2 protein-coding genes are annotated in these 509 nt (G+C 70.1%); both read right to left on the bottom strand.

All coding sequences use genetic code 11. The features are described 5' to 3' along the window. Positions 1-355: tRNA (guanine(46)-N(7))-methyltransferase TrmB (locus tag DAI20_RS20455; RefSeq protein ID WP_497802662.1), on the bottom strand; the 355-nt coding region annotated here is incomplete at its 3' end. Next, the gene (locus DAI20_RS20450) at positions 355-498 is read right to left on the bottom strand and encodes a hypothetical protein (protein ID WP_497802663.1); all 144 of its coding nucleotides are present in this window, start codon (positions 496-498) and stop codon (positions 355-357) included. The genes DAI20_RS20450 and DAI20_RS20455, both read right to left, overlap by 1 nt. Between the last annotated feature and the right edge of the window lie 11 nt (positions 499-509).

Below are 509 nucleotides of genomic sequence, written 5' to 3'. Positions count from 1 at the left end.
CGGCGTTGTCGTCGGCCAGCGCGTTAAGGAGGCGACCCACGCCGGGCGCGTGCACTTCGATGCCGATGTAGTCGCGCGACGGGTCGTGCTGGGCGGCGAAGCGCAGCGCGGCACCGTTGCCGAAGCCGATTTCCAGCACCTTGTGTGCCGGGCGCCCGAAAGTGGCGTCCAGGTCACGCGGCTGGCCGGTGTAGTCGAGGCCGAAGCGCGGCCAGCGTTCGTCGAACGCGCGCTGCTGGGCGGGTGTGAAACGTCCCTGGCGCAACACGAAGCTGCGCACCTCGCGGCGGCCCTCGCTTACGGTGAAGGGCTTGGGCGGGGCCTTGGAACCGGCGCTGTCGAAAGGATTGGTCATCAGCCGATCAACCCATCCACCGGGGAGGAGGCGCTGGCGTAGCGCTTGCGCGGAATGCGCCCGGCCAGGAAGGCCTCGCGGCCGGCCTCGACCGCCTTGCGCATGGCGCTGGCCATCAGCACCGGGCTGCGTGCACCGGCAATGGCGGTATTCA

Source organism: Planctomonas deserti, assembly GCF_003067705.1.
Taxonomy (GTDB): Bacteria; Actinomycetota; Actinomycetes; order Actinomycetales; family Microbacteriaceae; genus Planctomonas; species Planctomonas deserti.
This window is presented reverse-complemented; position numbering and strand designations above follow the sequence as displayed.